At 68.1% G+C, this 25,836-nt stretch carries 24 protein-coding genes, 1 pseudogene and 1 riboswitch; of the genes and pseudogenes, 17 read left to right on the top strand and 8 right to left on the bottom strand.

The genetic code is table 11. The features are described 5' to 3' along the window. Window positions 1–7: 7 nt before the first annotated feature. The 7 genes and pseudogenes from G8A07_RS15520 to G8A07_RS15490 all read left to right on the top strand — a co-directional run bounded on the left by G8A07_RS15520 (window position 8) and on the right by G8A07_RS15490 (window position 8,219). Window positions 8–2,074 carry a hypothetical protein gene (locus G8A07_RS15520; RefSeq protein ID WP_195792938.1) on the top strand — a complete coding sequence of 689 codons (2,067 nt, stop codon included), beginning with the start codon at window positions 8–10 and terminating at the stop codon, window positions 2,072–2,074. Further along, window positions 2,067–2,288 (top strand): hypothetical protein, encoded by a 222-nt coding sequence (locus G8A07_RS15515; protein ID WP_195792937.1) that lies wholly within the window; start codon window positions 2,067–2,069, stop codon window positions 2,286–2,288. Before G8A07_RS15520 ends, G8A07_RS15515 begins: the two co-directional genes overlap by 8 nt. 157 nt (window positions 2,289–2,445) lie before the next feature. Beyond that, a pseudogene (locus G8A07_RS15510) lies at window positions 2,446–3,234 on the top strand (DNA adenine methylase). A 552-nt stretch (window positions 3,235–3,786) separates the two neighbouring features. Next, window positions 3,787–4,626 carry a flagellin gene (locus tag G8A07_RS15505; protein ID WP_195792936.1) on the top strand — a complete coding sequence of 280 codons (840 nt, stop codon included), beginning with the start codon at window positions 3,787–3,789 and terminating at the stop codon, window positions 4,624–4,626. Between the two features lie 193 nt (window positions 4,627–4,819). Beyond that, on the top strand, window positions 4,820–5,659 hold the full coding sequence (locus G8A07_RS15500) for a flagellin (protein WP_195792935.1): 840 nt from the start codon (window positions 4,820–4,822) through the stop codon (window positions 5,657–5,659). An 82-nt stretch (window positions 5,660–5,741) separates the two neighbouring features. Next, a complete protein-coding gene (locus G8A07_RS15495; RefSeq protein WP_195792934.1) occupies window positions 5,742–6,722 on the top strand; it encodes a hypothetical protein in 981 nt (326 codons plus the stop codon). A gap of 441 nt (window positions 6,723–7,163) precedes the next feature. Continuing rightward, window positions 7,164–8,219: a hypothetical protein gene (locus tag G8A07_RS15490; protein ID WP_195792933.1), complete on the top strand. Its 1,056-nt coding sequence runs from the start codon at window positions 7,164–7,166 to the stop codon at window positions 8,217–8,219. 66 nt (window positions 8,220–8,285) lie between these two features. Here G8A07_RS15490 and fliB read toward each other — a convergent pair whose 3' ends face one another. From fliB to G8A07_RS15450, 8 genes are read right to left on the bottom strand one after another with little or no spacing between them, the layout of a single operon-like run. After that, a complete protein-coding gene (gene fliB / locus G8A07_RS15485; protein WP_195792932.1) occupies window positions 8,286–9,530 on the bottom strand; it encodes a flagellin lysine-N-methylase in 1,245 nt (414 codons plus the stop codon). Between the two features lie 37 nt (window positions 9,531–9,567). Beyond that, window positions 9,568–11,667 (bottom strand): flagellar biosynthesis protein FlhA, encoded by a 2,100-nt coding sequence (gene flhA / locus G8A07_RS15480; RefSeq protein ID WP_195792931.1) that lies wholly within the window; start codon window positions 11,665–11,667, stop codon window positions 9,568–9,570. Then, a complete protein-coding gene (flhB, locus tag G8A07_RS15475; RefSeq protein WP_195792930.1) occupies window positions 11,664–12,800 on the bottom strand; it encodes a flagellar type III secretion system protein FlhB in 1,137 nt (378 codons plus the stop codon). The genes flhA and flhB overlap by 4 nt, the downstream gene beginning before the upstream one ends. After that, window positions 12,793–13,581: a flagellar biosynthetic protein FliR gene (gene fliR, locus G8A07_RS15470; protein WP_195792929.1), complete on the bottom strand. Its 789-nt coding sequence runs from the start codon at window positions 13,579–13,581 to the stop codon at window positions 12,793–12,795. Before fliR ends, flhB begins: the two co-directional genes overlap by 8 nt. Before the next feature lie 10 nt (window positions 13,582–13,591). Further along, window positions 13,592–13,861 (bottom strand): flagellar biosynthesis protein FliQ, encoded by a 270-nt coding sequence (fliQ, locus tag G8A07_RS15465; RefSeq protein ID WP_195792928.1) that lies wholly within the window; start codon window positions 13,859–13,861, stop codon window positions 13,592–13,594. Window positions 13,862–13,865: 4 nt separating this feature from the next. Then, window positions 13,866–14,624: a flagellar type III secretion system pore protein FliP gene (fliP, locus tag G8A07_RS15460; RefSeq protein WP_195792927.1), complete on the bottom strand. Its 759-nt coding sequence runs from the start codon at window positions 14,622–14,624 to the stop codon at window positions 13,866–13,868. Further along, window positions 14,621–14,980 (bottom strand): FliM/FliN family flagellar motor switch protein, encoded by a 360-nt coding sequence (locus tag G8A07_RS15455; protein WP_195792926.1) that lies wholly within the window; start codon window positions 14,978–14,980, stop codon window positions 14,621–14,623. Before G8A07_RS15455 ends, fliP begins: the two co-directional genes overlap by 4 nt. Before the next feature lie 13 nt (window positions 14,981–14,993). After that, window positions 14,994–15,854 carry a FliM/FliN family flagellar motor C-terminal domain-containing protein gene (locus G8A07_RS15450; protein WP_195792925.1) on the bottom strand — a complete coding sequence of 287 codons (861 nt, stop codon included), beginning with the start codon at window positions 15,852–15,854 and terminating at the stop codon, window positions 14,994–14,996. 416 nt (window positions 15,855–16,270) lie between these two features. Continuing rightward, window positions 16,271–16,366: riboswitch (cyclic di-GMP riboswitch) on the top strand. A 659-nt stretch (window positions 16,367–17,025) separates the two neighbouring features. Between G8A07_RS15450 and G8A07_RS15445 the strand changes: the two genes are divergently transcribed. The 10 genes from G8A07_RS15445 (at window position 17,026) to G8A07_RS15400 (ending at window position 25,836) form a co-directional block, all read left to right on the top strand. Beyond that, a complete protein-coding gene (locus G8A07_RS15445; RefSeq protein ID WP_195792924.1) occupies window positions 17,026–17,373 on the top strand; it encodes a flagellar hook-basal body complex protein FliE in 348 nt (115 codons plus the stop codon). Window positions 17,374–17,383: 10 nt separating this feature from the next. Then, window positions 17,384–19,096: a flagellar basal-body MS-ring/collar protein FliF gene (fliF, locus tag G8A07_RS15440; protein WP_195792923.1), complete on the top strand. Its 1,713-nt coding sequence runs from the start codon at window positions 17,384–17,386 to the stop codon at window positions 19,094–19,096. Further along, the gene (locus G8A07_RS15435) at window positions 19,089–20,117 is read left to right on the top strand and encodes a flagellar motor switch protein FliG (RefSeq protein ID WP_195792922.1); all 1,029 of its coding nucleotides are present in this window, start codon (window positions 19,089–19,091) and stop codon (window positions 20,115–20,117) included. The genes fliF and G8A07_RS15435 overlap by 8 nt, the downstream gene beginning before the upstream one ends. Beyond that, complete coding sequence (gene fliH / locus G8A07_RS15430) at window positions 20,114–20,785, top strand: flagellar assembly protein FliH (RefSeq protein WP_195792921.1); 672 nt, start codon at window positions 20,114–20,116, stop codon at window positions 20,783–20,785. Before G8A07_RS15435 ends, fliH begins: the two co-directional genes overlap by 4 nt. Then, a complete protein-coding gene (fliI, locus tag G8A07_RS15425) occupies window positions 20,785–22,095 on the top strand; it encodes a flagellar protein export ATPase FliI (RefSeq protein ID WP_195792920.1) in 1,311 nt (436 codons plus the stop codon). The genes fliH and fliI overlap by 1 nt, the downstream gene beginning before the upstream one ends. Next, window positions 22,092–22,547 (top strand): flagellar FliJ family protein, encoded by a 456-nt coding sequence (locus tag G8A07_RS15420; protein ID WP_195792919.1) that lies wholly within the window; start codon window positions 22,092–22,094, stop codon window positions 22,545–22,547. The genes fliI and G8A07_RS15420 overlap by 4 nt, the downstream gene beginning before the upstream one ends. Before the next feature lie 65 nt (window positions 22,548–22,612). Continuing rightward, entirely contained in the window at window positions 22,613–23,980 is a 1,368-nt protein-coding gene (gene fliD, locus G8A07_RS15415) for a flagellar filament capping protein FliD (RefSeq protein ID WP_195792918.1), read from the top strand. A gap of 11 nt (window positions 23,981–23,991) precedes the next feature. After that, window positions 23,992–24,390 (top strand): flagellar export chaperone FliS, encoded by a 399-nt coding sequence (gene fliS / locus G8A07_RS15410; protein ID WP_195792917.1) that lies wholly within the window; start codon window positions 23,992–23,994, stop codon window positions 24,388–24,390. Beyond that, a complete protein-coding gene (locus tag G8A07_RS15405; protein ID WP_195792916.1) occupies window positions 24,383–24,733 on the top strand; it encodes a hypothetical protein in 351 nt (116 codons plus the stop codon). The genes fliS and G8A07_RS15405 overlap by 8 nt, the downstream gene beginning before the upstream one ends. Then, window positions 24,730–25,836: a flagellar hook-length control protein FliK gene (locus G8A07_RS15400; protein ID WP_195792915.1), complete on the top strand. Its 1,107-nt coding sequence runs from the start codon at window positions 24,730–24,732 to the stop codon at window positions 25,834–25,836. Before G8A07_RS15405 ends, G8A07_RS15400 begins: the two co-directional genes overlap by 4 nt.

Genomic DNA, 25,836 nt, shown 5'->3' with positions numbered 1-25,836 from the left:
CTGAGCCATGGCCACCGTAAACCTGCTGTTTGATCGGGGGCCCCTTGCGGGCCCTCCGTTCAATTTGCTGTTCGGCGATGACGGCGAGATCGTCATCTACGAGGCCGCGCTGGCTGGCGCGCTGCCCGGCCCGACCCTGTTGGCTCGCGCGGTGCCCGCGCACGACAGCGCGCTCGCCGCGGCCTTGCCGGCGCCCAGCTTCTCCGCGCAGCTGGTGCCGGCGCACGACACCCGGCTGGATGGGCGGCTGCCCGCGCCGGTGTTCGCGGGCGAGGTGGCCGTCCTTACCAACGTCGTCTATGAGGCCGCGCTGGCTGGCGCGCTGCCCGGCCCGACGTTCTCCGGCGCAGCCGTGCCCGCATACCGCGCGGCCCTGGACTCAACATTGCCGGGTCCGAGCTTTGCCGCGATCGGCCGCTACGACATCAACGTGAACCGGCCGACGGTCGGCCAGACTGCCCAGCCGTGGCAGACGGCGCGCCGAGGTGTCGCTGGCGTGACCCAACCGAGCGCGGCCGCGCTGGGAGCTCGTGCCGGCGCCGCGTCGACCTGGACGGCCGCTCGTCGCGTCCAGGCAGGCGTGCAGACGCTCTCGCGCGGCGACATGGCCAAGGTGCGCGCCGATGCCCGCGCCCAGCACCAGGCGGGGCGGCCGCTTCGCGCCCAGGCGCTCGATCGCTTTGCCGAGCTGCAGCGCTTTCGCGAGCAGGTCGCGGCCGAGTTCCTGACGGCGCTGCAGCGGCGCGCCAGCGCGACCAGCGACCACCAGGACCGATACCGCGATCGTCGACCGTCTCTCGTCTCGGCGTTCGGCCAAGCGCAGCGGCTGCACCAGGCGCTGCGCGCCTCCCACCAATCCGGCCGGCCATCCATTCAGGCGCATCGAGCGGGCTACCAGACCGCAATGCGGCCGCCGGCGGGCTATGGCTACCGGCCGCCGATCCCGCCTCGGCCGGACCCTTGCTACACGCCCAGCACGCGCCTGGTCTTCGCTGACCGGTCCGGCGGGCCTCATCTGGTTTTCATCTGCGACAAGCACGACATCCGGCCCGACCCGGTGATCGTGCCCATCCGCGAGGTCTATATGGTCACGAACAATGTCAGCCTCACGCGCCTGGTCGACGGCGCGCCCGTGCCGGTCCTATCGGCATCGCTCAGCCTGGAGGCCGACTCTTGGACCTGGGGCTTCTCAGCGTCGCTGCCTGGCCAGGTCTTGAGCCTGGTCGAGCCCCAGTCGAGCGGCCCCGTCGAGCTGCTGGCCAACATCAACGGCACGGTGTTCCATGTGGTCGTAGAGCAGATCGCGCGTGAGCGGGCCTTCGGCCAATCGAACGTGCGCGTCTCCGGCCGCGGCCGCAACGCGGTCTTGGATGCTCCCTATGCGCCGGTCCAGACCTTCACCAACCCGGGGCAGCGCACCAGTCAGCAGCTGATGGATGACGTCCTGACTCTCAACGGGGTGTCGCTGGGCTGGCAGATCGATTGGGGACTGGAGGCTTGGCCAGTGCCGGCCGGTGTGTTCAGCCACCAGGGCAGCTACATCACGGCCCTGGTGGCCATTGCCAAGGCGGGGGGCGGCTATCTCCAGCCGCATGCGGAAGCGAAGCGCTTCGCCGTGCGGCCGCGTTACCCGGTTGCTCCCTGGGACTGGGGTAGCGTGACGCCGGACTTCGTGTTGCCCTCGGACGTGGTAACTCGCGAGTCCATGACCTGGCGCGAGAAGCCCGCCTACAACCGGGTGTTCGTGACCTCTGGCCACGGCCAAGGTGTGACAGGCCAGGTCACGCGTGCTGGCTCCGCAGGCACCGTCCTGGCGCCGATGGTGGTGGACCAGCTGATCACCACCGGCGCAGCGGCCCGCCAGCGCGGCCTGGCTGTCCTGGCCGACACCGGCCGCCAGGTCGACGTGGCGCTGCGCATGCCGGTTCTACCGGAGACCGGCGTCATCCGACCAGGCGCGTTCGTGCAGTACCGAGACGGGCCTGCCGTTCGCATGGGCCTAGTGCGCTCGGTGGGTATTGCGGCCGGGTTCCCAGATGTATGGCAGACCCTAGGAGTCGAGACCCATGCGTAATCCGTTCCGCCAGTTCCTGGATCTGATCCCGACCGAGCCGCTGCAAGTGGGCACGGTGCGCGCTGTTGCCAATGGCCTGGCCACGATAGAGCTGCCGGGCGGCGGCACGATCAGCGCGCGCGGCGAGGCCGTCATTGGTCAGAACGTGTTTGTCCGCGGTGGTGCGATTGAGGGCGCGGCGCCAGCGCTCCCGATCGAGGTCATCGAAATCTAAAAGGAGCTTGCTCAGAAAGAAAAAGACAGGGCGACCGCGCCTGGTGCGCTAACACCGGAAGCGGCCGCCATTCCCACAGATTGCCCTGTGAGCCTGACCAAAGGCCCTGCCACCTCCCGGGAGGCGGGGCGCAGTGTAGCAACAACAAACCCAAACAATGGCTCTCCCCATCATTCCCTGGATCGGCGGCAAAAGGCGCCTCGCCGATCTTCTGATCCCGCGCTTTCCGGCGCACAAATGCTACGTCGAGGTTTTCGCTGGCGGCGCGGCCTTGTACTTCCTGCGACCGCCGGCCGATGTCGAGGTCATCAACGACAACAAGGGCGACCTGGTCAACCTCTATCGGGTGGTCAAGCACCACCTGGAGGAGTTCGTCCGGCAGTTCAAATGGGCGCTCAGCAGCCGCGAGGTCTTCAAGTGGGTGCAGGACACCCCACCGGAGACGCTGACCGACGTCCAGCGCGCCGCCCGGTTCTATTACCTACAGCACCAGTGCTTCGGGGCAAAGCTGGAGGGGCAGACCTGGGGCACGGCAACGACCGCGCCGCCGGTCAATCTCCTGCGCATCGAGGAGTAGCTGAGCGCGGCGCACCTGCGTCTGGCCAGCACCTACATCGAGCACCTGGACTGGAAGGAATGCGTGAGGCGCTACGACCGGCCGCACACCTTCTTCTACATGGACCCGCCGTACTGGGAGACGGAGGGCTATGGCTCTGAGTTCCCCTTTAGCGAGTACGTGGCCATGGCTGAGCTGATGCGCTCCCTGAAGGGCAAGGCGATGGTCAGCATCAACGACCATCCGGCGATCCGGGAGGTTTTCGCCGGCTTCCACATGGAAAGCTTGGACATCACCTACACAGTGGGCGGTGGGGCCAAGGCGGCTCCGCGCCAGGAGCTGGTGATCTGGTCTTGGGACCAGGCTGCCGAGCCGGCCGGCCTGTTCTAGGCCATCAGGTGGGGCCACTTCTCGGCCCTGCCTTACATTCCCAGCAATTCCCTTTCGTGCCGCGAAAGTGAGCAGGGGGAGCGCTTATCGCGCTTCAGCCCCTGCCGATATCGCGGCGCGCTTCAGAGGGTGGGCAGGCCTGCTGCTACGTGTCCCCCGGCCGCTGCGCGGCCTCCTCCTTGACCTCCGCATCAGGCCTTCCCACCCTCCTGCTTGGCGCGGCGTTTGACTTTTTCCGCGAACCACTTGCGGTGGAGAAGCCGGGATGCGGGTATGAGCAATTGCGCAGGTTAAGGAGGAGGGCCGCAAAGCGGCCCGGGGGACACGGAGCAATTGCGCATACCCGCGTCCCGGCGCCACTCAGTTCTGCGCAGGGGTCATCAAGACCACACCGGGGAAAACGAGGAACTTTTTTCTCATCCGGCGCAGATTCGCGGTGGGTTTGCGCGGTCGGCATTTAAGCTCCCGCGGCGATTGGCCGCCTTGTGTGGGTGAGGGCGGACGGGAACGGCCGCCCGCCACGCAGACAAACCCACCAGGAGTGACCCCATCATGTTGAGCCTGCACACCAATGCCGCCGCTCTGTCCACCCAAGGTTCGCTGGGCAAGACGCAAAGCGCCCTGTCGACCTCGATGACCCGTCTGGGCACCGGTTTCCGCGTCAACTCCGCGATGGACGACGCCGCCGGCCTGCAGATCGCCACGCGACTGAACGCTCAGACCCGCGGCATGGGCGTGGCCCAGCGCAATACGCAGAACGGCATCTCGATGCTGCAGACCGCCGAAGGCGCGCTGGACGAAGTCAGCAACATCGTGCTGCGCATGAAGGATCTGGCCACCGAAGGCGCCAGCGGCACCGCCACCGCCGATGACCTGACCGCGATGAAGGCCGAGTTCGATGACCTGGCTCTCGAGCTGGACAACATCATGACGAACACCAAGTTCGGCGGCCAGGCCCTGCTCGCCACCGGCGGCAAGCTGGAAGCCGGCGCGGTGACCTTCCAGATCGGTTCGGACAAGGCCGAGAAGTACGCGTTCGATGCTAGCACCGAGGTCAAGAAGGTCGCGACCGACATCGGCACCCTGAAGGGCAATGCCTTCGGTACCAGCGCCAATGCCAACACGGCCATCGATCAGGCCAACGACGTGCTGAAGGCCGTCGGTGCCGCCCGCTCCAAGCTGGGCGCCGGCGCGAACCGTCTGGACCATGTCTACAACAACTTGCAGAACATGAGCACCAACGTCTCGCAGGCCAAGGGCCGCATCATGGACGTGGACTACGCGACCGAAACGTCCAACATGACCACCAAGCAGATGCTGATGCAGGCCTCGTCCTCGATGCTCAAGCAGAGCAACAGCATGTCCGGCCTGGTCATGTCGTTGCTGCAGTAAATCCCATCGCGGCCCCTGGGGCCTGCGATCGAGAAGCCAGGCCTCGTGCCTGGCTTTTTCATTCTCGGCTCGGTGAGCGTTTTCTTTTTGCGGCCGGCATTTAAGTTCCCGTCGCGGACGGCCGCCCTATGTTGTTGACGGCAGCTGAAGAGTCTGCCTGCCACGCAGACAAACCCACCAGGAGTAAGCCACCATGTTGAGCCTGCACACCAATGCCGCCGCTCTGTCCACCCAAGGTTCGTTGGGCAAGACGCAAAGCGCCCTGTCGACCTCGATGACCCGTCTGGGCACCGGTTTCCGCGTCAACTCCGCGATGGACGACGCCGCCGGCCTGCAGATCGCCACGCGACTGAACGCCCAGACCCGCGGCATGGGCGTGGCCCAGCGCAACACGCAAAACGGCATCTCGATGCTGCAGACCGCCGAAGGCGCGCTGGACGAAGTCAGCAACATCGTGCTGCGCATGAAGGATCTGGCTACCGAAGGCGCCAGCGGCACGGCCACCACCGACGACCTGACCGCGATGAAGGCCGAGTTCGACGATCTGGCCCTGGAACTGGAAAACATCACGACGAACACCAAGTTCGGCGGCCAGGCCCTGCTGGGCGCGGCCGGCAAGCTGGGCGCCGGTGCGGTGACCTTCCAGATCGGTTCGGACAAGGCCGAAACCTACGCGTTCAACGCCTCGACCGAAGTCGCCAAGGTGTCCACCGACATCACCGCGCTGAAGGCCGGCACCTTCACCACCAGCGCCCTGGCCAACACGGCCATCGACCTGGCCAACGACGTGCTGAAGTCGGTCGGTGCCGCCCGCTCCAAGCTGGGTGCCGGTGCGAACCGTCTGGACCATGTCTACAACAACTTGCAGAACATGAGCACCAACGTCTCGCAGGCTAAGGGCCGCATCATGGACGTGGACTACGCGACGGAAACGTCCAACATGACCACCAAGCAGATGCTGATGCAGGCATCGTCTTCGATGCTGAAGCAGAGCAACAGCATGTCCGGCCTGGTCATGTCGCTGCTGCAGTAAACACGCCCGTTGAGGCCTCCGTGGCCCACGACCGAGAAAAAAGCCAGGCCTTGCGCCTGGCTTTTTTATTAGCTTCACCACCATGAGCTCACCGATCCAAGCCATCGTGCCGCTGCGGCCCGTCATGCATGCCGGGCAGGGGCAGTCCGGTGCGTCCTCCGGTCCGGCGGTCCAGGTTGGCGACACCCTGCGCCTGACGGTCGCGGCCGGGGCGCAGGGGCAGTTGCAGGCGCTCAACGAGCAGGGTGTCTTGCTCGCCAACATCGCGCCGGGCAGCGCCCAGGTCGGCGATGTGCTGCTGCTGCGCGTGCTGGCCACCCAGCCCCGGCTGGAGTTGCAGATGCTGGAGCGGCAGCCGACCCAGGCCGGTACGGCGGGCCAGCCCGCGTCGGCCGCGCTGGAGGAGAGCGGCGCGCTGCGCACCGACCAGGCCTGGCTGCTGGCGCAGCGTTTGCATAGCGCGCGTGCCACCGTGGCGCCCGAGATGACGGCGCCGGCCAGCCTGGCGCTGCAATGGCGCGGCCGCCTGCTGGCCGAGGCGGCGCAGGGCCCGTCAGCCGCGCCGGAACAGGCGACGGCGAGCCTCCATCTGCCGGGCTGGAATGGCCACAACCTGCAGCTGCGCCTGCTGACGCCGCCGACCGCGGCCTGGCTGCCGCATCCGGACGAGCCCGCGGCACGGGACGAGGAATCCTCCGGCGGGCGGCAGCCGCCGCATCCGGAGCCGGAGGATCAGCAGCAGGGCGAGGGCCTGCGCCTGGGGCTGATCCTGAGCCTGGGCGGCGAATGGGTGCAGGTGGTGCTGCAATGGCAGCAGGGGCTACTTTTGCATTTCTCGGCCGAGAAGGCCGAGACCCTGCAGGCGCTGCGCGGCCTGATGCCGCGCATCTCGGCGGCCCTGGCCGCGGTGCCACTACCGCTGCGCCATTGCCAGCTCAGCTCGCGGCCGCCGGCCGTGCCGCCGCTGCCCCGGGAGCGGCTGAGCCAGGGCCTGGCCCATGGCAGCAGTGGCGCCTTGTTCCGCGCGGCGGCCGAGGTGGCCGGCGTGCTGCAGCGGGCCTAGCAAGTCGTTGAGAGCCTTCAGCAGCTTCAGCCTACGTTGCCGTGCTGCGCTCGGCGCTCATACGTAACCCAAGTAGGGCCCGGTTGCCGTGCTCCGGGTGCTTAGTGCGTGACTCGCTCAAATGACTAGAGATACCGTTTCGTCAGAGTGCGTTGATGTTGATGAGGTTCAGTACCGAGTCCTCGAAACGCCGCCAGTAAGGGGCCGATTCCCGCAAGACCGGCGATCCCTCATATCAGCATTCTGCTGATAGACAGCGGGTGCCTGCTTCCCTAGGCTGATGTTCCCTTCCCCTGATTGGACGAGCAGGACATGCACAAAGGCAAGACCCAGTCGACCAGATCCCCCATGCAGCCGGTTGCCGGGGGGGATTCGGTTCTAGAGGCTAGGAGCGGTCAATCATTGAATAGCAGTTCCGCGCGCATTTCCACCAGCCCTCGCATGGCGATGCAACGCAAAGCCATGGAACCCTTGATGCAACTTCACATGGCTAACAACTCCGCGGCTCCAATCCAGCGATTCGGAGAAACCTTAGAGGAGCAGCAAGCAATTCTTCGAGCCCAGGCCTTGATACGCGGTCGAAACGTGCGTAAGCAGGTAGCAGTGAGCACAGAGACGGAGGGAATTGTCCATACAAAAATCAAGCGTCCTGGGGCGGGGCGCCCGCCAGTGGCTGAGGTCGGAACCCCGTTACGGACCATCCAGGACAACATGTGGGATGGTGCCCAGTACGACCGGCTGACGGTCGTGGGCGGTGCTAACGCTGGCGGGGTTTTCGGCACAGGCAATGGACAACTGCCTTCGTCGCCAGAAACTCTTGCCTTGCAAGCTCCATCTACCAGCGCGGTTATCAATGGTGGGTACTTTGTTCACAAGGTCGGATTGCAAACAGACGAAGGTACTTCTCCATCGATTGGAACACCAGTTGGCGCCACGGCTACACGCGAGGACTACACGCCGATTGCACGGCCATGGGTACAAGACTATGGGCATGTGACCGTGGGTGGTGGAGTCGGTCTCAGTAGTGGGCCGTTGCTGGAACACCATGGGGTGGAAACAGTTTTGCCGAACCATGAACGATTCCAGTATCGGGTGCCGAGCCCGGATGGTCCCGCCGAGAACCCGCTAAACAGTCGCGCTGGAGCACTGACGCACGCAAGTGACGCCAACGAACGCGCGGCAATTTCCATCAATAAGAACAGGTATGGAAAAAACGAGAACGTGGTGATGCATACATTGACAACTGGTGGAAAAAGGGATCTTGGCGCCACGATGGAAGAGTGGCAGCGCATCACCCATGCGGGTGCATCCTCAGCCCAACGAGAACTCGGCGTTGATCCAGCGAGCTCGACGCTCAATTTGGATGGCGGCGGCTCGGTTTACATGGGCATTCGCCGTCCAAGCGGGATGAGCACGGTGTCTCGTGGCGGGCCAACCAATCAAGTTATCAGACCTGTGGCTAACGTCATTGCATCACAGCCGACGAATTCGGACTAAAAACCTCTGCAGCATTTGCCGTGGACTGAGGGTGGATGCCATCCTTGCGACGTTTCTAACAACCTGCTAGAGCACCAGCGTCGTCAGCACATCCAGGCGCAACGCGTTGCGCGCCTCGAGATCGTCCATCACCGTCTTCATGAAGGCGGTGTTGTGCTCGATATTGCGCACCACGACATAGACCACCCGCACCACATCGTCGACGCCGAAGTCCGGGCCGCGCTTCGCGGCCAGGCCCAGCAGCAGGAACTTGATCAGCGCGAAGCGCACGGCCAGGTCCATGAACTCGCGTTCCATCTCGGCGATGCCGCGGCGCGGGAACATCGACTTGGCCAGGTCGTTCAGCAGGTAGTTCTTCAGCAGCTGCGGGTGCGCGGCCTCCAGCGGCAACCAACGCTCCTGCAGCGCCGCCTCCAGGCGCGCCACCGCGACCTGACCGTCCTGGGCCAGCTGCAGGCCGTCCTGTACATCCTGGATCAGCGCATGGAAGGAGGGGCGGCCGCGATGCGCGCTCAGGTAGCGCCGCGTGGTGTCGAACAGCATCGAGAGCTGCGCCTCGCGCGCCGTCGGCAACTGCGCCAGCAGGGCCGGAACCTCGGCCAGCTGCCGGGGCGCCAGGTAATGCTCCATCACCTGGGCCAACGCCTGCTCGCCGGCCGCGCCGCGGGTCTCGATGCGCGCGATGCGGCGCAGCATCAGCCCGGCCTGCACCAGCGACTGCGCGGCGTTGAGCGTGGGCAGGCGCACCAGGCCCTGCACCGCCTGGGCGATCAGGCGCGCATGCTTGCGCACCGGGTCGGCCTCGTCCGCCGCGGGCGCGTTTCGGCGGGCGCTCAGCGGCACCAGCTGCGGGTTGGCGAAGGGCAGTTGCAGCGAAATCGGGTCGAGCGCGCCCAGATCGGTGAGCGCGAGCCGGGCCGCCTCCGGACAGCTCAGGGTCGCGTGCATCTGGTGGTCGTCGCCGTCCAGGCCATAGGCCCGCGGGTACTGGCTGCAGGTATTGGACAGTGCCCGCTCGCCCAGCTCGCCGTGGATGCGGCACAGCCGGCTTTCGTCCAGGAAGGGACAGCTGCTGTCCTCGCGCAGGCGGATGCGCGCATAGGACTGGGTGCTGCCCTCGGGAAGGCGCTCGATGCCCTCGCGGATCAGGCCTGCCAGCGGCTCGCGCTTGACCTCGCGGTACTGCTGATAGCTGGGCTTGTCGATCGCGACGGTCCAGCCGGTGCAGCAGTTCTCCGGGCAGGTCGAGCCGGCGCAGCGGAACTGCTCCATGTAGCGGGGGGCGTAAGCGACGGGGCTGTGTTTTCCCATGACAGATTCTCCGGGGGATGGCGTGAGCGCCGAGGCCTCAGCCCAGCGCGCCGATCACCGCGATCTCGCGCTGCTCGGGCACCTCGTTATAAGACAGGACCGCCAGGCCCGGCGCAAACAGGCGCGCGTAGCGCGCCAGCAGCGGGCGGATCTGCGGCATCACCAGCAGCACCGGCGCGGCGCCCTGGCCCTTCATCTGGTCGCGTGCCTGCGGCATATGCTGCTGCAGCTGGGCCAGCAGCTGCGGGTCGACCGGATAGCTGTCCAGTTGCACCTTGGCATTGCCCTGGCGTGCCTGGTTCAAGGCGCCCAGCAGCAGGTTCTCCAGCTCGCCGCCCAGGTTGAACACGCGCAGGGTGCCGACCGGGCCGCAGAGCTGGCTGACGATCTGGCGACGCAGCGCGCAACGCACCTCGGCGGCCAGCAGGATCGGGTCCTTGGTGCTCTCGGCGTTCTCGACCAGGGTGCTGGCGATCGGCACGATGTCCTTGATCGAGACGCCCTCGGTCAGCAGCAGGCGCAGGATCTTCAGCAGCTGGGCATGGCCATAGGCCTTGTCCAGCGCCGCGGCCAGCTTGGGCGCCAGCGCGGTGAGCCGTTCCAGCAGGGCCGAGACATCGTCGAAGCGCAGCAGCTCGGGCAGTTGCTCGCGCACCAGCTTGGAGAGATGGGTGGCGATCACGCTGGGCACGTCGACCACCTGATAGCCCAGGCCCAGCGCGTGGGCCTTCTGGGTGCTGTCGATCCAGATCACCGGCAGGCCGTAGGCCGGGTCGGCGCCGGGCTGGCCGTCCAGCTCGCCATAGACCTGGGCCGAGGCGATCGCCATCAGCTTGTCCGGCTGCACCTCGGCCTGGGCGATCACGCTGCCGCCCAGCATCACGGTGTATTGGTTGGGCTTGAGCGACAGGTCGTCGCGCACCTGGATGCTGGGCAGCAAGAGGCCCAGGTTCTCGCTCAGGCTCTGGCGCATGCCCTTGACGCGCTGCTGCAGCGGCGCGCCCTGGTCGGGGTTGATCAGGCCGACCAGCTTGTAGCCCAGCGCCACCGACAGCTGCTCGACGACCGGCAGCGCGCGCCAGTCGAGGTCCGGCGGGGTGGCGGTCAGCAGCGCGGCCTCGATCGGCTCGGCCGGCTTGACCGCGCCGGCGGCCTTGCGGCCCATGCGCCAGGCGGCATAGGCCAGCGCGGCGGCGAAGCTCATGAAGGCCAGGGTCGGCATGCCCGGGATCAGGGCCAGGGCCAGCATCACGGCCGCGGCGCTGTACAGCACCTGCGGCGAGGCCAGCAATTGTTGGCCGATCTGGGCCTCGAAGGCACCGTCGCCATCGCCGGAGTCGCTGACGCGGGTGACGATGATGGCGGCCGCGGCCGACAGCAGCAGCGCCGGGATCTGAGCCACCAGGCCGTCGCCGATGGTCAGCAGGGCGTAGGTGCGGAAGGCATCGCCCAGGCTCAGGTCGTGCATGAAGGCGCCGATCGCGACGCCGCCGACCATGTTGATGATCAGGATCAGGATCGAGGCGATCGCGTCGCCGCGCACGAACTTGCTGGCGCCGTCCATCGCGCCATAGAAGTCGGCCTCGGCGCCGACCTCCTTGCGCCGCTTCTGCGCCTGCTCCTGGTTCACCAGGCCGGCGTTCAGGTCGGCATCGATCGCCATCTGCTTGCCCGGCAGGGCGTCCAGCGTGAAGCGGGCCGAGACCTCGGAGATCCGTTCCGCGCCCTTGGTGACGACGATGAAGTTCACCACCATCAGGATCACGAACACGACCAGGCCGACGACGAAGTTGCCGCCGATCACGACATTGCCGAAGCTCTCGATCACCTGGCCGGCGGCATGCGTGCCCTCGTGGCCGTGCAGCAGCACGACGCGGGTCGAGGCCACGTTGAGCGACAGGCGCAGCAGTGTGGTGGCCAGGATGATGCTCGGGAAGACCGAGAAGTCCAGCGGCCGCTTGCTGTTCACGCTGACCAGGATCACCACCAGGGCCAGCACGATGTTGAAGGTGAACAGCACGTCCAGCAGCACCGGCGGCAGCGGCAGGATGACCATCGCCAGGATGGCCATCAGGAACAGCGGCGCGGCGACGCGGTAAGGACCCAGCTGGGCTTGGAGTCGGGCGAGGAAGTTCATGGCGTCGGGTCGGAAAGATGGTGCGGCACGGCCAGATCGCCGGGCAGCTGGGGTGCGCTCTTGCGCTTGCCGTTCTTGAAGGCCTTGAGCTGCATCACATAGCTCAGCACCTGGGCCACCGCCTGGTACAGCGAGGCGGGAATCTGCTGCTGCACCTGGCTGCTGTTGTAGAGGGCGCGCGCCAGCGGCGGCAGGGTCAGCACCTGCACGCCATGCTGGCGGGCGATCTCGCGGATGTAGAAGGCCATCTCGTCGATGCCCTTGGCGACAACGAAGGGGGCCTCGGCGCGCTTGTCGTCATAGCGCAGCGCGACCGCGTAATGCTCGGGGTTCACGACCACCACGTCGGCCTCCGGCACGGCCTTGCGCGCGCCGCGCTGCGCCAGCGCGCGCTGCAGCTGGCGAATGCGCTGGCGCACCTCGGGGCGGCCCTCCTGCTGCTTGTACTCGTCCTTCAGCTCCTGCTTGCTCATGCGCTGGCCGCGCATGAACAGGAAATGCTGCAGCGGCGCGTCGATCAGCGCGAACACGCCCAGCAGGGCCGCCATCACCATCAGGCTGTCCAGCACCATGCCGGCGCCGTGGGCCAGCGCCTGGTCCAGGCTCTGGCCCTGCAGCGCCACCCAGGCGCCGGCCAGGCTGCGGCTCAGGTATACCAGCGCGGCGATCAGGCACAGGATCTTCAGGATCGACAGGCCCAGGTCGTTCCAATGCTTGGCGCTGGCGAGCCGGCCCAGGTTGGTGAGGGGGCTCAGGCGGTTCAGCTTCGGCGCCCAGTTGCCGGGCGTGAACAGCAGGCCGCCGGGCATCAGCGAGGCGATGATGATCACCAGCGGCAGCACCAGCAGCGGCGCCGCCATCTTGGCCAGCAGGGCCAGGGTGTTGATGAAGGCGTTGGACCAGACATTGTCCTGCGCGCCCTCCAGGTCCAGCGGCGCAAAGGCCAGGTGGAAGAGGGCGCGGAAGTCGTCCAGGTACAGCGGCATCAGGAGCAGCTGCAGCTTGAAGGCCAGCAGGATGCCGACGGCCATCGGCAGGTCGCGCGAGCGTGCCACCTGGCCCTGCTCGCGCGCCTTGCGGAGTTTCTGCTCCGAGGGCTTTTCGGTCTTGTCGCCGCTGCTGGCCTCAGACATGGCCGGCTCCGGTCTTCAGGCCGCGGTCGATCAGGTCCAGCACCTGCTGCGTCATGCGCAGGTAATGGTCCGGGATGAAGGACAGCATGCGGGTCAGCATGAACAGGCCGAACAGGGTCACCAGCGAGAAACCCAGCGAGAACAGGTTCAGGCTCGGCGAGACCCGGTTCAGCAGGCCCATGCCCATCTGCACCACCAGCGTCGAGAAGATCACCGGCAGGGCCAGCAGCAGCGCGGCCGAGAACACCCAGGCCAGGTTGTAGGCCACGGTCTCCATGTTCAGGGTGGCCAGGCCCGCGCCGACCGGCCAGGCCTTGAAGCTGCCGCCCAGCACCTGGATGAAGAGCAGGTGGCCGTCGACGCTGAAGAACACCAGCATGCAGAACATGCTCAAGAGGGCCGAGATCACGTCGGAGGAGGACCCGTTCATCGGGTCGTTCATCACCGCCATCGCCAGGCCCAGCTGCGAGGAGAGCAGGAAGCCGAGCACCGTGATCACCGCCATCGCCAGATGGAAGGCCAGGCCCAGCACCAGGCCCAGCAGGGCCTGCTCGGCGGTGGCCACGGCGCCGGCCAGCGACCAGGGGTCGATCGCCAGCGCGGTGCTCTGCGAGATCGGCATCAGGATCACCGCCAGGGTCAGCGACAGCAGCACCCGCACGCTGATCGGCACCATCGCCTCGCCGATCATCGGCGCGGCGCTGAGGAAGGCCAGGCCGCGGCAGAACGGCCACCAGATGGCGTTCAGCAGGGGCAGCAGCTGTTTGACCTCCCACTCCATGGCGGCTGTCTCAGGCCACCAGGGTGGCGGCGCGCTCGAAGATCGAGACGCAGAAGTCCATCAGATAGCCGACCATCCAGCGCCCGGCCAGGCCGACCACCAGCAGGGTCACCAGCAGCTTGGGCAGGAAGGACAGGGTCTGCTCGTTGATCTGCGTGGCGGCCTGGAACAGGCTCACCAGCAGGCCGACGATCAGGCTGGGCAGCACCAGCAGGGTGACCAGCAGCAGGGTGATGTTCAGGCCTTCGCCGATCAGGTCGGTGGCAATTTCCGGTGTCATCGGGCTAGCCTCCCACCATGCGCACGCTGGACACCAGGGTGTTGACCGTCAGGGTCCAGCCGTCCACCAGCACGAACAGCAGCAGCTTCAGCGGCAGCGAGATCACCAGGGGCGACAGCATCATCATGCCCATCGCCATCAGCACCGAGGCGACCACCAGGTCGATCACCAGGAAGGGGATGAAGAGCATGCAGCCGATCTGGAACGCGGTCTTCAGCTCCGACAGCACGAAGGCCGCGAGCTTGACGGTGAAGGCATGGTCCTCGGGCTTGGCGACCTGCTCGTCACCGGCCAGGCGGGCGATCTGGGCCAGCGAGGTCTTGCTGGTCTGGGCCAGCATGAAGCCGGACAGCGGCGCCTCGGCGACCTTCAGCGCCTGGGTCAGGGTGATCTTCTCGGCGTCGTAGGGCACGAAGGCCTTTTCCCAGATCTGCTCGCCGACCGGGCGCATCACCAGGATGGTCAGGATCAGCGCGACGCCGGTGATCAGCCGGTTCGGCAGGCCCTGCTGCAGGCCCAGGGCCTGGCGCAGCAGCGACAGCACGATCACGAAGCGGGTGAAGCTCGTCATCATCAGGACCAGCGCGGGCAGCAGCCCGAGCAGGGTCATGATGATCAGGACCTGGGTCTTGACCGTGAACTCGTTGGCGGCGCCGCCGCTCTGGGCGCCGGTGATCTTGATGGTCTGGGCCAGCAGCGGATGGTGCAGCAGGGTCAGACCCAGGCCCAGGGCGCCAAGGCCCAGGGCGCGCAAGCGCTTCATGGCTTCAGCTGGTCCAGATCCAGGCCGGCGATCTCGACGATCTTCAGGCCGTAGTTCTCGCCCGACACGACCACCTCGGCGCGGCCGATCGCGGTGCCATTGACCTTGATCGTCAGCGGCTCGCCGGCCAGCGTGTCGAGCTCGACCACGCTGTCGGACTGCAGATTGGCCAGCTCGTACAGCGAGAGCTTGGCCTCGCCGACCTCCAGGGTCAGGGTGACCGGGATCTTGCGCATCAGCTTGGGCAGGTCGCGCGGCGCGGGCGCCGGGGCGCCGCCCTCGGCCGGACCGGGCAGGGCCAGGTCTTGCTCGGGATAGTCGTTCAGCAGGGAGTCGATGGAGTCGTTCATGTTCATGGCGTTGCTCATGTCATTCGGCATCAGCGAAGGAGGTCAGGCACAGCTTGCCCTGGTGTTCGGCGACCGAGGCGGTGAACAGGCGCGAGCCGTCGACCAGCACCTCGGTGGCCTTCAGGCGTACCGGCACCAGGTCGCCGGGCCGCAGGGCCAGCAGCTCGCCCAGCGGCAGGGTCTGCTCCAGCAGGCGCGCCTCCAGCTTCAGGGTCAGCTGGCGCGGCAGCTGCTCGGCATCGGGCAGCGGGCTCGCGCCGCGCGGCACCTGGCCCTCGGCCAGTTGCTTGAGCAGCAGGTCGATGTACTGCGGGTCCAGCGCCAGCAGCAGCTCGGCCTCGAGGTCCTGCGTGCTCTCGCGCACCGGCACCTGGATATACCAGCTGCCGGCATGCAGCTGCGGCTGCTGGCTGGTCTGCAGGTTCAGCGCCACGGGCTCGGTGATCAGGGCCAGCGCGCGCTCCAGCAACTGCTGGCTCAGCAACTGCTGCAGGCGCTCCTCGGTGGCAGTCTCGGGCGCGCTGGCGGCGGTCAGCACCTGCAGCTCGCCGGTGGCGGCGCCGTAGCGATGCGCCATCAGGCTCAGCACCAGCGGGCGTTCGATCAGGCAGGCGACCCGGCCCAGCGCGGTCTCGCTCACCTGCCAGCGGCCCATGGCGGCGCGCTTGCTGCCGGGGGAGGGCGGCTTCACGCTGATCGGGCCGAGCTGGTACTGGGCGCGGTAGCGGCGGTTGTACTGGCGGAACAGCTCGCCCAGCGACTCGCTCAGGCGCTGCGTGAAACGCGGCAGCAGATGCACCGGGCGACCCAGGGTGCGCGGATCCAGCACGGTTTGGCCGGCGGTATCCGTGGGCGGGGAACGCTTGTCAGAGGCGGGCATGGCGGGCTAGTTCGGGACGGCGCGAGCGCCGGAATCGCCGGGCTGGAAAAGCCGACGGCAAGCTTATTTGAAGGCGGATTCTAGTAAACCGGCCGATTGATTTCTAATTCCCCGCAATATATTCGAAGGCGAGCCACGGTAAAAAATCACAGCCCCCGAATTTAAGTCGGGGCCCGTTCCGGTCGCCCTGGTATCGGTGACACCAATTCGGCCCGCCTCGGGGCGGCCTCCGGGCTTTTCTTCATATTGGTGTTGCAGCGCAGCATGTGTTGCATCCGCGCCATCCTCGGCGCGTCAAATCTCGATGGCCGGGCCTTTCTTGGGTCGGCGTGCGCACAATGTCACGCCGTCCCGACTTCATCCATGGCGGCGCCCGCAAATGCCTTGTGTGCCCGTGCGCTGGCAGGCTACAGTTTGTTCCATCAGGGCACACCCGAACGAAAGTCGGGGTCGCAAAGCCTCCGGTCTACCATCCACGCCTCGGCGCGGATCACGATAGCGGGGTTGCCAGACCTGAGTCTGTTGGTCCCGCGTGCCGCGTGGGATCGGCGGGTACTCTCGCCTGCCGGAGCGCTCCCGTGCTCCGTTGTGACCCGATCGGCTTTCGCCGGGCTTGCCGCCTCACTCCTCACAGGACGATGCGACCATGAGCAAGCCGATACGTCTTCTCTCCCTCAGCACCGATGCCGCGCGGCCTCCGCGCTCGGCCGTGGGCAGGCTCGTCGCATCCGGTCCGTGCCCGGGTCGGGATTCTCGTGTTCTGGCATTTTGGGCGTCTGACGCACAAATGGTCGATCTATAACCGCCGCGTCACGGGAAAGCCAGTATTCGCCGATTAAGAGGCTTGATCCCGGCTTTGTTCTGACGATATCCGAGAGAGTTCAGGTCCGCCGCGCCCATAAAATGAATGTGTTTCCATGGATTTGCGGTCATATTTGATTCACAAATCCAGAAGAGACTCATGCGAAATAAACAGAGGGCTTTGCAGTAATAGGGGGTTGTTGTGTTGAGATACGTCTCGCCCTAGTTTTCTGATCGCCTTCGGTCGTTTCGCCACGCGGCGACCTGCGATATAGCCAAGAATTAATTATCGATTGCCTCGTCATGAGGCAAGGGGATGGCTTTGCCTGCATTTTGGCGGCCATCGAGGAAACTGCGAAGGATTGCAAATATGGCCGCCATCGGCAATGTCTCGCCCCAGCTCGGCGCAGGTCCCCTGCAAGCCGAACTGGCGCGCCTGGAACAGGACGCGCTGCGCCTGGCCTCCGGCCTGCCGGAGCCGGGCAGCGAACCGGCGACCCCGGGCTTTGCGCACAGCATGGCCGAGGCCCTGCGCGGCATCGATGCCCGCGACCAGGCCGCCGGCGCGCGCATGACCGCGGTCGAGAACGGCGAGAGCGACGACCTGGTCGGCGCGATGCTGGCCAGCCAGCAGGCCAGCCTGTCCTTCTCGATGCTGATGCAGGTCCGCAACAAGGTGGTCGGCGCGGTGGACGAACTGATCAAGCTGCAGCTCTGAGGACCCCGGCATGCTGAAATCCCTCACCGCCCGCCTCGGGCCCGCCTGGCAGAGCCGCCCGGCCCTGCCCGCGGGCTTCGCCAAGAGCCTGCTGCCGCTGCTGCTGCTGGCCGCCGTCGGCACCGCGCTGGTGCTGATGCTGCTGTGGCGCGATCAGTCGACCTACAAGCCGGTGTTCGGCGCTCGCGAGCGCGTCGCCTCGGGCGAGATGCTGGCCGTGCTGGATGCCGAGCGCATCGCCTACCGCCTGCATCCCGAGACCGGCCAGGTGCTGGTGCCCGAGGGCCAGCTGGGCCATGTGCGTATGCTGCTGGCCGCCAAGGGCGTGGTCGCCAAGCTGCCGGCCGGCCTGGAGCTGATGGACAAGAACGACCCGCTGGGCGTCAGCCAGTTCGTGCAGGACGTGCGCTTTCGCCGCGGCCTGGAGGGCGAGCTGGCGCAGAGCATGATGAGCCTGGACGCGGTCGAGAGCGCCCGCGTGCATCTGTCGATCGCCAAGTCCAGCTCCTTCGTGCTGTCCGACGGCCAGAAGAGCTCGGCCTCGGTGGTGCTGACCCTGCGCCCGGGCCGCAGCCTGTCCAACGAGCAGATCGCCGCCGCGATCAACCTGGTGGCCGGCAGCGTCGCCAGCCTCGAGCCCTCGCGCATCAGCCTGGTGGACCAGGCCGGCAACCTGCTGTCGGCGCGCGTCGACCTGAGCGAGGGCTTCGAGGCCAACCAGGGCAACGAGGCCGCCAAGCGCTACCAGGACGAGGTGCGCCGCAATGTGCGCGACCTGCTGGCGCCGGTGCTGGGCGATGAGAACTACAAGCTCAGCGTCACCGCCGAGGTCGACAACGACCGCGTGCAGGAGACCCGCGAACAGTACGGCGACTCGCCCAAGCTGACCAACGAGGCGATGCGCGAGGAGCAGGACCGCGAGCGCATCGCGCTGGGCATCCCCGGCTCGCTGTCGAACCGCCCGGTCAATGCGCCGGACCCGTCCGCCTCGGCGCCGGCCGATGCCAACGCCAATGCCAGCACCGCGCGCAAGAATGCCGCGACGCGCCAGTACGCCTACGATCGCAGCATCACCCAGGTCAAGAAGAGCCGCGGCCGCCTGGCCCGCCTGTCGGTGGCCGTGGTGCTGAACAACGCCGCCGCGCCCGGTGGCGCCAAGGCTTGGACCCCCGAGGACCTGGGCAAGGTCGAGCGCCTGCTGAACAACGGCCTGGGCATCAATGCGGAGCGTGGTGACAAGCTGGCGGTCTCGACCCTGAGCTTCCCGCGCCCGGTGGCCGCCGCGCCCTGGTACGAGCAGCGCGACAACCTGGTCGACATCGGCGGCTGGACCGCCTATGCCCTGGCCGCCTTGCTGGGCTATCTGCTGCTGGCCCGCCCGCTGCTGCGCCTGGCGCAGCAGGCCCTGGGCCCGCGCGTCGCCACGCCGGGGCAAGGCCTGACCCCGCTGGAGCCGGCCGCGCTGCCGGGTGCTACCGCCATCAATGGCGCCGCGCCCGAGCTGCCAGCGCCGCTGGGCGAGGCGGCCGCGCCGGGCCTGCCCGCGCCGACCGCCGCCGCCGAGCGGCCGATGTCCGTGGTGCCGCTGCTGGAGAACTATGAATTGCCGCCCCCCGGCTCGCCGGTGGATGTGTTGGTGGACCACCTGAAGGTGCTGGCGGCCAAGGAGCCGGAGCGCGTTGCCGAGGTGGTGAAGCAATGGGTGCAGAAGAAAAATGCTTGACACCGACGACTTCATTCCCGCGGCCAGCGCCGCAGGCCTGAGCCCGGTCGAGCGCGCCGCCATCGTGCTGCTGAGCATGGGCGAGGAGCCCGCCGCGGCGGTGCTGCGCTGCCTGTCGCGCGAGGAGCTGCTGGGCGTGACCCAGGTGATGTCGCGCCTGAGCGGCATCAAGGTCGACTGGGTCAAGACCGCGCTGCAGAACTTCTTCGACGACTACCGTGAGCAGAGCGGGGTGCATGGCGCCTCGCGCAGCTACCTGAAGCGCTCGCTGGACCTGGCGCTGGGCGGCGACATCGCGACCAGCGTGCTGAACAACATCTACGGCGACGCGATCCGTCCCAAGATGCAGCGCCTGCAATGGGCCTCGCCGAAATGGCTGGCCGACCATATCGCCGACGAGCATGTGCGCATGCAGGCGGTGTTCCTGGCCTTCCTGCCGGCCACCTTGGCCAGCGACGTGATCGCGGCCCTGCCCGAGGCCGGCCGTGACCTGGTGCTGCTGAACGTGGCGCGCCTGACCGAGGTCGACGCCGAGCTGCTGGGCGAGCTGGAGCTGCTGGTCGAGCGCTGCCTGGCCGGCCTGGGCCAGCAGGGCGCCAGCGTCGAGGGCGTGCGCCAGGTGGCCGAGATCCTGAACCGCCTGCCGGCCGAGCGCCAGCAGATGGTCGAGCTGCTGCGCGCGCATGACCCCGAGGTGGTCAGCGAGATCGAGGTCAGCATGTACGACTTCTTCATCCTGTCGCGCCAGAGCGAGAGCGTGCTGACCCGCGTGATCGAGGAAGTGCCGATCGAGCTGTGGGCCGTGGCGCTGAAGGGCGCCGAGGCCAAGGTGCGCGACGCCATCCTGGCCGCGATGCCGCGCCGCCAGGCGCAGAGCTTCGAGGACCTGATCCGCCGCAGCGGCCCGGTGCCGCTGTCGCGCGCCGAGGCGGCGCGCAACGAGGTGATGGCCCAGGTCAAGGCCCTGGTCGATGCCGGGGAGATCCAGGTGCAGCTGTTCGCCGAGGCCACCGTCGAATGAAGCCCACCCCGCGCCCGCACCGCTTCCCGCCGCTGGCCCAGCTGAACGCCAGCCGCGAGCTGGCCAACAGCTCACCGGCCCAGCTGCAGGAGAGCCTGGCTCAGGGCTTCCAGGAAGGCCTGTCCAAGGGCTACGAGGAAGGCTATGCCAGCGGCCTGCAGTCCGGTGCCGAGGCCGCGCAGGCCGAGGGCCGCGAGCAGGGGCGCGAACAGGGGCGGCGCGAGATGCATGAGCGCTTCGGCGGTCTGGCCAAGCCGGTCGACGCGCTGTTCGCCGAGCTCAAGCAGCTGCAGTCCGACTTCCAGGGCGCGCTGCGCAAGGAGGTGGTCGAGCTGGTCGAGAAGGTGTCGCGCCAGGTGATCCGCGCCGAGCTGACCCTGCAGCCGACCCAGCTGCTGGCCCTGGTCGACGAGACCCTGAGCAGCATGCCGGTGCGCCGCGAGGGCGTCGAGGTCTATCTGAATCCCGAGGACCTGCGCCGCCTGCAGGACCTGGCACCGGAGCGCGTCCAGGACTGGACCCTGCTGCCCGATCCCAAGCTGGAAAGCGGTGAATGCCGCCTGCTGGCCGGCGGCCGCGAGGCCGATGCCGGCTGCCGCCAGCGCCTGGAGGCCTGCATGAGCCAGGTCAAGGCCCAGGTGCTGGATCACGCGGGGGAGAACGCCTGATGATCGCCGCCGCGCTGCGTCGTGTCGAGCTGGGCGAGGTGCCGGTGGCCACGCCCACCGGCCGCCTGGTCGGCGCGTCCGGCCTGCTGCTGGAAAGCGTCGGCTGCGCGCTGCGCACCGGCCAGCGCTGCATGATCGAGGCCGACGGCGGCGAATGGATCGCGGCCCAGGTGGTGGGTTTCCGCGACCAGGTGTCCTATCTGATGCCGTTCAAGAAGCCCGAGGGCCTGGCCACCGGCGCGCGCGTGCTGCCGGCGCCCGAGGGGCGCGCGCCGCTGATCGGTCCGGCCTGGCTGGGGCGCATCGTCAACGGCCTGGGCGAACCGATCGACGGCCTGGGGCGCCTCTCCGGCGAGCATCCGCTGCCGAGCCAGCCGCCCAAGGTCAACCCGCTGAAGAAGACCCCGGTGCATGAGCCGCTGGATGTCGGCGTGCGCGCGATCAACGGCCTGCTGAGCCTGGGCCGCGGCCAGCGCGTCGGCCTGATGGCCGGCTCCGGCGTGGGCAAGAGCGTGCTGCTGGGCCTGATCACGCGCCAGACCGTCGCCGATGTGGTGGTGGTGGGCCTGATCGGCGAGCGCGGCCGCGAGGTGCGCGAGTTCATCGACCTGAGCCTGGGCGAGGCCGGCCTGGCCCGCGCGGTGGTGGTGGTGGCGCCGGCCGACGAGTCGCCGCTGATGCGCATGCGCGCCACCGAGCTGTGCCACACGATCGCCGCCCATTACCGCGATCAGGGCCAGCACGTGCTGCTGCTGGTCGATTCGCTGACCCGCTACGCGATGGCCAAGCGCGAGGTCGCGCTGGCCCTGGGCGAGCCACCCGCCACGCGCGGCTACCCGCCCTCCGTCTTCTCCGTGCTGCCCGAGCTGGTGGAAAGCGCCGGCAACGGCGAGCATCCCGAGGGCAGCATGAGCGCGATCTACACCGTGCTCGCCGAGGGTGACGACCAGCAGGATCCGGTGGTCGACACCGCCCGCGCGATCCTGGACGGCCATATCGTGCTGTCGCGCGCGCTGGCCGAGCGCGGCCATTACCCGGCGATCGACGTCGCCCAGTCGATCAGCCGCTGCATGGCCCTGGTCGCCAGCAAGGGCCAGCAGCAGGCCGCGCGCCAGCTGAAGTCCCTGATGGCGCGCTACGAGCAGGTGCGCGAGCTGATGCCGCTGGGCGCCTATGTGCCCGGCGCCGACCCGCTGACCGACCGCGCGGTGGCGCTGTTCCCGCGCATCGAGGCCTTCCTGCACCAGGGCGTCAACGAGGCCGCGCCGCTGGACGCGACCCTGCAGCAGCTGGAGGCCCTGCTGGCATGAACACGCAGCACATGAAACAGAGCCTGGCCCAGCTGATCGAGCTGCGCGAGCGCGAGCTGGAGCGCTACCAGGCCAAGCTGGCGACCCAGGAGCAGCTGCGCGCGCGCTATGCCTCGACGGTGCAGCGCCTTGAGCAGCTGAACGCCCAGATCGGCCCGACCGGCGCCGCGGTGCCGACCCTGGCCGCCAACAACGCCGTCTACAAGCAGGCGGTGATGCAATGGGCCGAGCAGCAGCGCCAGGACCTGGCCCTGCACGAGGCCGACATGGCGGTGCAGCGCCAGGCGATGCTGGAGGTGGCCCGCAAGCAGGAGGCCTATGGCCAGCTGCTGGCGCGCATGAGCGCCCAGGCCCTGCGCGAAAGCCAGCGCCGCGAGCAGAAGCAGCAGGACGATCTGGCCGGCCAGGTCTGGCAGCGCTCCACCCCGGGAGGCTTCGATGCGCCGATTTAAGCCCGCCCGCCCGGCCGTCGCCTTCTGGCAAGGAAGTCCCACCGACCACCTTGCAGGAGCTTGCCATGGCTAGCATCGACCCGTCCACCCTGGCCACCAACCTGGCCACCGCCTATACCCAGTCCGCCCGCGCCCTGCTGACCGCGCAGACCAAGAGCGCCCAGGCCACCTCGACCGCCCTGAGCAAGCTGCAGAGCGCGCTGAAGGCCTTCGACTCGGCCATGGACGGCCTCTCGAACAAGAAGGGCCTGCAGCAGCGCAGCGCCGCCTTCTCCGATACCGCGCTGGGCACGGCCGAGGCCAATGCCGCCGCGATCCCCGGCAGCTATCCGATCTTCGTCGAGCGCGTGGCGACCAGCCACCAAGTGGCGTTCGAGAACCTGCCGCCGGAGGACATCTCCGCCTGGCCGGCCGGTCCGCTGAACATGACGGTCAAGCTGGCCAATGGCGGCAACTTCGTCGTCAACCTGGCCAATGCCGATTCCGACGGCAACAAGACCCTGTCCCAGGTCGAGCTGGCGCGCGCGATCAACCAGGCCTCCGGCAACGGCGGCAAGGTCAGCGCCCAGATCGTCACCGTCGGCGGCCAGTCCCAGCTGATGCTGGGCTCGGGCGTCAGCGGCGAGGGCGGCAAGGTCAGCCTGGACGTCACCGGCCTGCCGGCCGGCGCGCTGCGCGACAAGCTGGGCGCCGCGCCCAAGGAGCTGGTCGCGGCGCAGGACGCCGTGGTCTGGCTGGGCGAGCAGAACACCGGCACCCGCATCCAGCAGGGCAGCAACCAGCTGACCGCGATCCCGGGCGTCACCGTCACGCTCAAGAAGGCCCAGGCGAACGGCTCCGCCGCCGCGGTGCTGAGCGTTGCCAAGGACGACGGCGCCACCTCGGCCAATATCAAGACCTTCATCGACGCCTACAACACGCTGGAAAAGACGCTGGACGAGCTGACCGCGGTCGGCAAGGACGGCACGGCTCCGGCCGCCTTCGCCTCGGACGCTGGCGTGCGCTCGCTGCGCAACCGGCTGGGCGGCATCCTGCGCCAGGAATTCGGCGGCCTGACCCTGCGCGACCTCGGCATCAATGCCGACCGCAGCGGCCAGCTGAGCCTGGACAGCAAGAAGCTGGAGAAGACCCTGGCCGCCAAGCCGGACGCGCTGGACACCGTGTTCGGCAGCACCGCGACCGCGGCGCCAAGCGGCCTGATGGGCGCCTTCGCGGCGCAGCTGGACAAATGGACCAGCAGCACCAAGGGTCAGATCCAGCAGCGCCAGACCTCGGTGCAGACCCAGCAGAAGGCGCTGAACGCGCGCCAGACCCGGCTCGACACGCAGTACGACACCATGTACCAGCGTTATCTCAAGCAGTTCACCGCATTGCAGCAGGTGCAGTCCCGCATGAGCGAGACCGGCAATCTGTTCAATGCGCTGGGCACCTAGACCCACGCAAGATGACCTACGACGCCTACCAAAGCTACCAAGCCGTCAATCTCAAGGCCCAGACCACCCAAGCCTCGCCGGTGCAGCTCGTGCTGGTGCTGATGGATGGTCTGCTCGATGAGCTGGCCCGTGCCCGGGCCCATATCGAGGGCCGTCGTTACGAGCTCAAGGCGGCCAGCCTGGAGAAGTGCGTCAGCATCATCAACGGCATGTCCAGCGCGCTGGACATGGAGGCCGGCGGCGAGGTCGTGCAGAACCTCGCCCGCCTCTACGACTACTGCGCCGAGCGCCTCTACCGCGCCGGCGCCGAGCTCAAGGTCGAGATCATCGACGAGGTGGTCCAGCTGCTGGCCGAGATCCGCACCGGCTGGCAGGGCATCCACGACCGCCATGGAGCCGTGCGTGGATAAGCAGAACCAGCTGCGCCTGTGGGCCCAGGGCCTGCGCGAGGCGAGCCGCAACCGCGACTGGCAGGCCGTGGCCCGCCTGGACGCGGAGCTGGCCGCCGCGCTGCGCCAATGGCCCTCCCTGGCCGGCTGGAACCCCGCCGAACGCCAGGCCCTGGACCTGCTGAAGCAGGTACACACCCAGGTGCGCGAGTTCTGCGCCGCCGAGATGCGCAATCTGGGCGAGACCCTGGAGCTGATGCGCCAGGGCCGCGACCGCTGGCAGGCCTATGCCGAGAGCACCGGCTGGGACGGCAGCGCGGGCGACGACGAAGAACAACAACATCTCCCGGGAGCCCGCGCATGAGCCATCTGCTGCTGAACACCGCGCCGGCATTGCCCACCGGCCTGCTGCCCGGCGCCAACGCCGCGCTGCTGGCCGGCGCGCCGGTCGCCTTGCCCACCGCCGCCGGCAACGGTTTTGCCGGCGCGCTGGCCGCCCAGCAGGCCGGCGTCCTGCTCGATCTGGCCGGCCAGGCCGCTGCGCCCGCGCAGCCCGCGACCGAGGCGCAGCAGCCGGTCTTGCCGGGCCAGGCCGCGCCGCTGGTGCTGGGTGAGCCGGCCCTGCCGGTCGATCCGCTGCCGCGCGCCGAGGCAGGCGAGGAGGGCGCCGAAGAAAGCCCCACGCTGGATCCGCAGAGCGCCTATGCGCTGGCCGCGCTGGGCCTGCTGGCGAATCCGGTCTCGGCTCCGGCCGCAGTGCTGCCGACGTCGCGCCCGGTAGCCGCCCAGGCCCCCCAGACCGCAGCGCCCCTGCCCGGCGCCGCGCTGCCGGCCCTGGCCGAGCAGATCGGCCGCGGTGGCAGCAGCGGTGACCTCGCCGAGCTGGCACCGGCGGCCCCGGCCGAGGCCGGCGATGCCCTCTTCGCGCTGCCGCCCGAGCTGAGCCCGGTGCTCGCCAAGCCCGACACCGCGCCGCGCGGCGCGGCCGGCGAACCGCGGCTGGAGCTGAAGGGCGAGCCGCGCCAATGGCAGCAGCCGCTGATGCAGGTGCTGGGCGACCGCCTGCAGCTGCAGATCGCGGCGCGCAGCGACCAGGCGGTGATCCGCCTGGATCCGCCGATGCTGGGCCAGGTCGAGATCGCGATCCGCCAGCAGGCCGGCGAGCTGCAGGTGCGCATCGCCGCCAGCCATGGCGAGGTCGTGCGCCAGATCCAGCAGGTCAGCGAGCATCTGCGCCAGGACCTGGTGCAGCGCCACAGCGGCGAGGTCAGCGTGCAGGTCGCGCAGGCCGGCGCCGCGCGCGGCGAGGCCGACGCGCGCCATGCGCAGCGCGAGGGCCAGCCGCAGCAGCAACAGCAAGACTCCAGCGCCCAGCGCGGCCCCGGCCGCGCGCTGGGCGATGAATCGGCCGACGGCGCTTCCTCTTCCGCCTTCTTCGCCGCCAGCCTGACGGCCGCCAAAGCCTGA

It is taken from the genome of Roseateles sp. DAIF2, from assembly GCF_015624425.1.
Classification (GTDB): Bacteria; Pseudomonadota; Gammaproteobacteria; order Burkholderiales; family Burkholderiaceae_C; genus Kinneretia.
This window is presented reverse-complemented; position numbering and strand designations above follow the sequence as displayed.